Raw genomic sequence first — 8,431 nt, forward strand, 5'->3', positions numbered from 1 at the left:
AGATAGAGCATGCTCCATTTCATCTTCTAAATTTCCAATAATACTAATTCTATCGTAAACTTCACTAACATAGAAATCAGTATCACTATAGGTGTTCTTTACTATATCTAATACAGTTTTTTTATCTCTTACTTCTAATAAAAGTATTTTATTCCCCTTATATATGGAATGACTTCTTAGAGAATCAATGTTCCTTCTTCCTTCAAGTAAATCTTCTACTAAGTTATCTTTACTTGATAATTTTCCAATAGTAAATTCAATTAAAGGAAATAAATTATTATTTTCTCTATCTAGTACTATTTTAAAAGTATTTCCACCTATATTAATCCATTTAGAAATATTAGCTTCTGAATAAGGTAAGTTATCTAAAATAACATTGTTTTTTTCATCTAATAATCTAAACTTTAAGTTTATTCCCTCTTTAATATCTTCTAATAACCCTATTATTTCATTCATATTAAGCTTCACCCTTTGTATACCATTTTATAATTATTATATAGCAAAACTTACCAAAGTTAAATATTCAATTAAATTATCATACTTTTTTTATTTCCTCTATTAATTCGTTAATATTTATTTTTGCAATTAATATAGAGTCTTCATCATTAAATAAATTTATTTTATCTACATTTACATAAAAATAGCATACTCCAAGTTTCCTCTTTATAATTAGCTCATATTCTTTATTATCAATTAATTTATAATCCTTATTAGCAATTTGAACTATGTCTTTTATTTCTAAAAGACTTAAGCTTCCTAGGTTAATTAGCTTATTATATAAAAACAATGCAAATATATTGTTTTCTTCATAAACATTTGGAACATCTATAATTTCTTCAAATTTAATTATTATATCTTCCCTTATTACATTTACTAAATAACTTCTAGTTATCTTAATATCTTTAATAGTATTAGAAAATCTATACGCTAATTCATCTAAAGAGGCTTCATCCTTAAGCTCTATTATTCTATCTATTCTTTCAATTATTTTTTCTCTTGGAAAAAAGGTTTCTTGCCCAGTAGATACACTCTTTTTTATAAACCATTCTTCTGGAATTAAATCCTTTCTCTTCCACCTATATAATTGTCCATAAGATATTCCTGTTAAATCTAAAAGCTCTTTCTTTGAAATTAATTCTTCAGACATACTTCCTCAACCACCTTACTATCTTTATCTATAGTTATCTTTCCTGTATATTCAACTTTTCCAATTGAGCATCCTTCTAAAATAGTTATATTATGACCTCTTACAACTTCACATTCTGTATCTTGAAGTGTTATATTATCTCCTTCTATAACTTTACTAGTTAAACTACCATATCCGAAGTCAATCCACCTAGACTTTCTTATAATAATTTCACTTCCACCAATCTCTTCTATAATACATCTGCTTTTAGGAATTATTTCTATTTTATCAGCTGATAATAATCCCTTAACTTTTAAGCCTCCCTTACTATAAAAATTGTTACCTTCACAATTTCCATCAGTTTCTAGTCCACCTAAAATATTAATATTATCAAAGGTTAAAGCTTTAACTACACTTAGTTCTCCTAAAACTTTTATATTATTTCCCTTTAATCTTCCTTGTACTCTTACTTCACCAGTTATATTCAAATCTTCTCTAACTTCTAAATCTTTTTTAGCTTTTAAATCACCCTTAATCTTAGTTAATCCAATTATTGAATCCTCATCTAAACTGCAATCACCTAAAGTAGTTAAAATATTTATATTTATCTTATTATGGAATCTTGAGTCCCCCATAATTTTTACTTTTTTAGCTGTAATAGAGCCATTAATTTCTGCATCCCCCATAATTACCATCTCTTCACATTCTATATTGCCATTAGTAGTACTATTACCCATTACCTTTATCTTGTTATACTTTCCTTCTGATATAACACCATCACCAAAAATTTTTGTATCATTATACATATTATATATCTCCCTCTATACTTTAAACTTTTCTCTTATTTTAGAATTCCCATTAATAATTAGTTCTCCTGAATATTCTATCTTGCCGATGTCACATCCATCTCCAATCTTAATATTCTTCCCTCTAACCACATTGCATTTTGTATGCTCTAGATATATATCATCTGCTTCTATCACATTAGATATAAGTTTACTTTTACGTGATTTTGTGAAAAATAGAACCCTAATTAATCTTCTTGCTTTCCTTACATTTAATGTTTCTCCACCAATTTCCTCTATTTCATTAGTCAAAGATAAATTTAATTCTATATTATCACCTGAAAGTAGCCCCTTAACTCTCACCCTTCCATCTGAATAAAAGCTACCGCACTCACAATCTTTTCCTACATAAAAATCACCATTTACTTCAACTCTATCAATATTTACGCTTTTATCAAAAGAAGCTCTACCATTTACTATAACTCTATCACCTTTAAGACCTCCCTTTGATGATAGTACTCCATTTATCTCAAAAGGATCCTTTACTTCAATATCTTCATAACAAGTAAGTAGTCCATTTACATCCATAGATTTTGTATTAATTCTACCTAAAGTCTTCCCCTTACCATTTACAGAGAACTCTTCACAAATTAAATCGCTATTTATCGTTCCTAATCCATTAATTTCTACATTGTCATAATTACCGCCATTTATACTTCCTAGCCCATTAATGTCAATATTATTCATAATCAACCTCCAACATAACATTGTTTCATTCAATTTTATAATAAATTGTTTCTTTCACTTTTATATTATAATATTATCGTAACATTGTTACATTGTAAAGTTTTTTATAAAAAAATTTATACCTTTATACTTCTAATCTAAGTGAATCCAAGCTCCCTATAGAGTTATGCCTATTTAATTTGTATTGATATTTTCCCATTTGCTCTTAAAAAGAAATAACTAAAAAAATAAGCTGCCAGATGGCAGCTCTTTATGCAACTTATTTTAATAATTAGGAACAAATTATTTTATTCATTATAAATTATAAATTATTCACTTTTACTATTAATGTATTTTTCTATTTCTTCAGCAACTATTTTAGCATGAGCCGTTGCCTCTACTACAGTTTTTGCTCCAGTTACAACATCACCTGATGCAAATACACCTTCTCTAGTAGTATGTCCAAATTCATCTGCTAAAAGTAATCCCCATCTATTAGTTTCTAGTCCCTTTGTATTTGAAACAATATTATTTCTAGGTGACTGACTAACAGAAATTATAATAGAATCACATTCAAATAATCCTTCTTCTCCTTCAATATTAACAGTTATTACTGTTCCATCTTCAGATACTTCATTCTTAGTAGCTATATATTTTACGCCTTCTTCAGTAAGTTCAGTAGGAGATTTAAAGAATTCAAACTTTACGCCATCTTTAATAGCACCTTCAAGTTCTGCTTTAGTAGCTGGTACGTTCTCTATGCCTTTTCTATATAGGATATAAACTTCCTTAGCTCCATTTCTTATAGCAGTTCTAGCTGAGTCCATTGCTACATCTCCAGCACCAATTACACATACCTTGTCTCCTAAATTATAAACCTCAGGAGATTTTAAATAATCTATAGCATAATGTACATTTCCAAGGCTTTCTCCCTTAATATTTAAAGTCTTAGGGTTCCAAACTCCTGTACCAATAAATACAGCCTTATATCCATCATAGAAAAGTTTATCTAATGTTAGAACTGGTCCAATTAAAGTATTAGGTCTAATTTTAACTCCAAGTTCAATTAATCTTTCTTCATAATTATCTAATATGCTCTTTGGAAGTCTAAATTCTGGTATTCCATAACGCATTACTCCACCTATTTTGTCATGGGAATCAAATAGCGTTATTTTATAACCTTTTTGAGCTAGTATAAAGGCAATAGTTATTCCAGCAGGGCCTCCACCTATAATAGCTATTCTATCATCTAATTCTTTTTCTTTTTCAAGCTTTACATTTTCTAAGTAATATTTTGATATATGTCTTTCAATGCTACAAAAACTTACTGGTTCTCCTTTAATTCCTCTTATACAGTTTCCCTTGCACTGATCTTCATGAGGGCATACTATTGAACATACTAAAGATAAAGGATTATTTTTAAATAACATTTCCCCAGCCTTAGCAATTTGTCCTTCTTTAAATAAAGTTATTATTTCAGGAATTGGAGTTCCAATAGGACAATTAAGTTTACATTTTGGATTTTTACAAATATAACACCTATCTGCTTCAATAACTAATTCTTTCATCAACAAACTCCTTTAATTTCATTCTGTTTTTTTACATTATATCATCAATTTTAATATTGAACAAAGATAAACTTCTTTCCAGTATTCCATTTAAATAAGCCAATACTATTCCATAATTAGTTATTGGAACATTCTTTTCCTTGCATGTATTAACTCTATTAATTACTGTTTTTCTATTTATCATACATGCGCCACAGTGAATTATCAGGTCATACCTATCTATATCCTCAGGAAAGTCATGAAAAATGCTATAATCATAAGTTAATTCTGCACCTACAAACTTATTAATTAATTTAGGAATCTTAACTCTTCCAATATCCTCATGAGACACATTATGTGTACAACTTTCAGCTATTAATATTTTAGAATCTTTATTTAAATCTTTAATTTTAAAAGCTCCTCTAATGAATTCCTCAAAGTCTCCCTTTTGTCTTGCAAATAACATAGAAAAACTAGTTAACTTAATTTCCTTTGGAACAATTTTATCTACTTCCTTAAAGGCTTGAGAATCTGTTATTACTAAATCAACATCTTTTATATCTTCTAAGGATGATTTTAATTCTGTATCTCTAACTACATAGCTTTTAATTCCATAATCTAAACAATCTCTTATGCATTGAACTTGAGGTAAAATTAATCTTCCCTTTGGAGCTTCAGAATCTATTGGAACTACAAGTACAACCTTACTATCATAAGGAAGTAAGTCTCCAACTATAGGAAGTTCCTCATCTTCTTCCTTTAAAACCTTTATTAGATTTTCTTTTAATTTTTCAATACCCTCCCCTGTTACTGCTGATAAGAATATATGCTCCTTATATTTCTCCTTTAGAAGTGCTAAATCTTCTTCTCTTATTTTATCAATTTGATTCACAACTGTAATAAATGGTATATTATATTTTTTAAAACTTCTTTTAAACTTAGTGAATTCCTCTAGATCTATATCTAAAATATTAAAAACATATATTGCTATATCTGTTCTTTTCAAAATATCTAAAGTTCTCTTAGTTCTTATTTCTCCTAAATCACTTTCATCATTAAATCCAGCAGTATCTATAAACAATACTGGTCCTACAGGTATTAACTCCATAGCCTTTTGTACTGGATCTGTAGTAGTACCTTCCTTTTCTGAAACTAAAGATACTTTTTGTCCTAATAGTTTATTAATTAAAGAAGATTTACCAGCATTAGTTTTACCGTAAATTGCAATATGCTTTCTATTTGCATTTGGTGTTGAATTCATAAATACACCTCCTATAGATAAAGATCTCTTTCTCCAGCTCTAAGTCTTTCTATATTTTTATCTAAAATATCTCTAATATCTTTTCTCTTAATTTTTTCTCTTTCAGTTTTAACAACAGCTTCAGCTTTTTCTAATATTTCCTTATCACCATAGTCTATAGCAAATTCTAAAAGAGTAGTCATAGCATTAGGCTCACATACATTTTGTATTTCTCCTGACTTTGCAAGCTTCATAAATCTTTCACCAGTTCTTCCTCTTCTATAACAAGCTGTACAATAACTTGGAATATATCCATCATCTAATACTGATTTAATTACTTCTAGAGGAGTTCTATCATCTGAAGTCTTAAATTGAAGAGTTTCTCTTCCCTCTTCTCTTTCCTTATATCCTCCAACTCCTGTACTAGACCCTGCACTAAGTTGAGATACACCATACTTTAATAATTCTCTTCTCATTTCAGCTGTTTCTCTAGTAGACATTATAATCCCTGTAAATGGTACAGCTATTCTAATAATTGCAACTAACTTCTTAAACATTTCATCATCTACTAAATGAGGGAATTCTTGCAATGTAACTCCTGAAGCTGGTTTTAATCTAGGCATAGATATAGTATGGAATCCTACTCCATATTTTTCTTCTAAATGTTTATTATGCATCATAAGTCCTAAAACTTCGAATTTAGGATCAGAAAGTCCAAAAAGAACTCCTCCACCAACATCATCAATTCCTGCTTCCATAGCTCTATCAAAGGCAGTTGTATGATAATTATAATCTCCCTTTAATGATTTTGGATGCATTAATTCATAAGTAGGTTTATGATATGTTTCTTGGAATAATATATAAGTTCCAATTTTAGCTTCCTTAAGTAATTTGTAATTTTCTACTGTTGTCGCAGCAATATTAACATTAACTCTTCTTATTTCTCCGTTATCACTTTGAGTAGAATAAATAGTTTTTAAACATTCTAATACATAATCTATTGGAGCATTTACTGGGTCTTCTCCAAGCTCTAATGCAAGTCTTTTATGTCCCATTTTCTCTAATATTTTAACTTCTTCAGCTACTTCTTCCATAGTTAATTTTCTTCTATTAAAGTCATTTGTTCTTTTATATCCACAATAAACACAGTTATTTACACAATAATCACTAACATAAAGTGGAGCAAATATAACTATTCTTTTGCCATAAATAGAATCTTTTATTTCTCCAGCTAACTTAAATATTTCATTTAAATCTTCTTTATCTTCAGCTTGTAATAAAACTGCTATATCTTCATATGATAATCCATCTCTTCTCTTAGCTTTCTCTAAAACAACTTTAATATCTTCTCCCTTAGCACCTTTAGCTTCTTCTAAAATTCTTTCTATATACTCATGATCAATAAACATAGCGCACCCCCGTATTGTAATTTTTATATTAACTTAATATTTTCAAGCTGAATATTACCTTTAGTAACCTTATTATATCCATTCTCCTTAGCCCAAGCTACATTGTCACCTCTAGTAACTTCAACTCTAAAACCAGCTTTATTAATTCTTCCTTCAATACACTTTCTGCATTCAGCAGCTTCATCTCCAGTACATATCTTCCCATCATATAACGAGTATTTCTCTCTTACACTAGTTGGAGAAAGATTCGGCATTACAACATTGCCTCCAGCCTTTAATCCCTTTTCTCTTCCTACTGGATCTATACTCCCAAGAGCCGTGGTAGATGGCAGTAAAACATTAGGCAATAATAATCTAATTAAAGCTAACATTGTTGTTGTCATTTCTAGAGTTCCACCTTTCTCATCTTTTAATGGAGTATCCTTATGTGGAATAAAAGGTCCTATTCCACACATATGAGGCTCAAACTCTTTAACAAATAGTAAGTCATTAACTAAATCACTATTTTTTTGATTAGGAAGACCTACCATAAAGCCTGCTCCAACTTGGTATCCAATTTCCTTTAAATTTCTTAGACATTCTCTTCTTTCTTCAAAACTTGCACCTGGATGAAGAGATTCATAAAGTTCCTTAGTTGCTGTTTCATGTCTTAAAAGATATCTATCAGCACCTGCTTCATACATTTTTTTATATGATTCATAACTTCTTTCTCCTAAGGATAAGGTAATAGCATTATTAGGGAACTTGTCCTTAATAGCTCTAATGATTTCTATCATTCTCTCATCTGTGAAATAATCATCTTCTCCACCTTGGAGTACATAGGTTTTATATCCAAGTCTATCACCTATTTCAACACATTCTAAAATATCCTCTAGTGTTAATCTATATCTATCTGCATACTTATTTTCTCTTCTAATACCGCAATAGATACAATTCTTTTTACATACATTGGTAAACTCTATAAGCCCTCTCATATAAACTGTATTACCATAGGTTTTCATCCTAGTTTCATGAGATTTTTCTACTAAGTAAACCTTGTCTGTAGGTGTTAGATTATCTAATAAAAATAATAATTCTTCAAAACTCGCATTATTTTCTAAATACAACTTATCTATTATCTCTTTTACCTTCATTTAAATCCTCCAAAATAAGTGATTTTATATGTAGTGTTATTTTATTCTATTTCTTTTTTACTAATTGCAGTCTTTACAGTAACTCCATTTATATTACCAAGCTTTCCTGTTAAACTATTAATTTCATTTAAACTACCAACAACTACTATTGATACAATAGAAGTTTCATTTTCTAAAGGTATTCCCATTCTCCCCTTAATACTTCCTCTAAAATTAGCAACTACTTCATTAAATTCAGAATTGCATTTGCTAGGTTCTTCAAGAATTGCACTTATTACACCTATTTTCATACTTCATTCCTCCAAGATTATTTCCAAAATTAATATTAATCCTATAAAAAAGTGAAACTATATAATTTCCTAAACTAATAAATATCCACCAGCTTAGCTGGTGGTTTTTCCTTAGCCCTATAAGGGCATATTACTTGCGTTGCGTCTTAAGGCGCTTTAAAAGGTTCGTCAGCCG

Annotated in this window: 8 protein-coding genes and 1 pseudogene; all 9 read right to left on the reverse strand. The window is 29.1% G+C overall.

Annotated features, from left to right (window positions below; all coding sequences use genetic code 11):
• Nucleotides 1–456, reverse strand: a pseudogene (locus E6248_RS09910) (PucR family transcriptional regulator); the annotation flags it as partial.
• A 79-nt stretch (nt 457–535) separates the two neighbouring features.
• Nucleotides 536–1,147 (reverse strand): DUF4004 family protein, encoded by a 612-nt coding sequence (locus tag E6248_RS09915; RefSeq protein ID WP_316340648.1) that lies wholly within the window; start codon nt 1,145–1,147, stop codon nt 536–538.
• The gene (locus tag E6248_RS09920) at nt 1,132–1,932 is read right to left on the reverse strand and encodes a hypothetical protein (protein ID WP_291665345.1); all 801 of its coding nucleotides are present in this window, start codon (nt 1,930–1,932) and stop codon (nt 1,132–1,134) included. The genes E6248_RS09915 and E6248_RS09920 overlap by 16 nt, the downstream gene beginning before the upstream one ends.
• 15 nt (nt 1,933–1,947) lie before the next feature.
• Entirely contained in the window at nt 1,948–2,658 is a 711-nt protein-coding gene (locus E6248_RS09925; RefSeq protein ID WP_291665344.1) for a hypothetical protein, read from the reverse strand.
• A 308-nt stretch (nt 2,659–2,966) separates the two neighbouring features.
• A complete protein-coding gene (locus E6248_RS09930) occupies nt 2,967–4,205 on the reverse strand; it encodes an NAD(P)-dependent oxidoreductase (protein ID WP_316340649.1) in 1,239 nt (412 codons plus the stop codon).
• Between the two features lie 31 nt (nt 4,206–4,236).
• Nucleotides 4,237–5,445, reverse strand: a complete 1,209-nt coding sequence (gene hydF / locus E6248_RS09935; protein ID WP_316340650.1) for a [FeFe] hydrogenase H-cluster maturation GTPase HydF — start codon at nt 5,443–5,445, stop codon at nt 4,237–4,239.
• Between the two features lie 11 nt (nt 5,446–5,456).
• A complete protein-coding gene (gene hydG, locus E6248_RS09940; RefSeq protein ID WP_316340651.1) occupies nt 5,457–6,833 on the reverse strand; it encodes a [FeFe] hydrogenase H-cluster radical SAM maturase HydG in 1,377 nt (458 codons plus the stop codon).
• Between the two features lie 23 nt (nt 6,834–6,856).
• Nucleotides 6,857–7,966 carry a [FeFe] hydrogenase H-cluster radical SAM maturase HydE gene (gene hydE / locus E6248_RS09945; protein ID WP_316340652.1) on the reverse strand — a complete coding sequence of 370 codons (1,110 nt, stop codon included), beginning with the start codon at nt 7,964–7,966 and terminating at the stop codon, nt 6,857–6,859.
• Between the two features lie 41 nt (nt 7,967–8,007).
• On the reverse strand, nt 8,008–8,256 hold the full coding sequence (locus E6248_RS09950) for a TM1266 family iron-only hydrogenase system putative regulator (protein WP_316340653.1): 249 nt from the start codon (nt 8,254–8,256) through the stop codon (nt 8,008–8,010).
• Nucleotides 8,257–8,431 lie beyond the last annotated feature (175 nt).

The sequence above is a fragment of the Clostridium sp. genome, assembly GCF_032552055.1.
Lineage (GTDB): Bacteria > Bacillota > Clostridia > Clostridiales > Clostridiaceae > Clostridium.

Excerpts from the sequence above, each read along its gene's own strand:
- E6248_RS09915 (WP_316340648.1), bottom strand. The coding sequence starts at position 1,147 with ATGTCTGAAGAATTAATTTCAAAGAAAGAGCTTTTAGATTTAACAGGA.
- E6248_RS09920 (WP_291665345.1), bottom strand. The coding sequence starts at position 1,932 with ATGTATAATGATACAAAAATTTTTGGTGATGGTGTTATATCAGAAGGA.
- E6248_RS09925 (WP_291665344.1), bottom strand. The coding sequence starts at position 2,658 with ATGAATAATATTGACATTAATGGGCTAGGAAGTATAAATGGCGGTAAT.
- E6248_RS09930 (WP_316340649.1), bottom strand. The coding sequence starts at position 4,205 with ATGAAAGAATTAGTTATTGAAGCAGATAGGTGTTATATTTGTAAAAAT.
- hydF (WP_316340650.1), bottom strand. The coding sequence starts at position 5,445 with ATGAATTCAACACCAAATGCAAATAGAAAGCATATTGCAATTTACGGT.
- hydG (WP_316340651.1), bottom strand. The coding sequence starts at position 6,833 with ATGTTTATTGATCATGAGTATATAGAAAGAATTTTAGAAGAAGCTAAA.
- hydE (WP_316340652.1), bottom strand. The coding sequence starts at position 7,966 with ATGAAGGTAAAAGAGATAATAGATAAGTTGTATTTAGAAAATAATGCG.
- E6248_RS09950 (WP_316340653.1), bottom strand. The coding sequence starts at position 8,256 with ATGAAAATAGGTGTAATAAGTGCAATTCTTGAAGAACCTAGCAAATGC.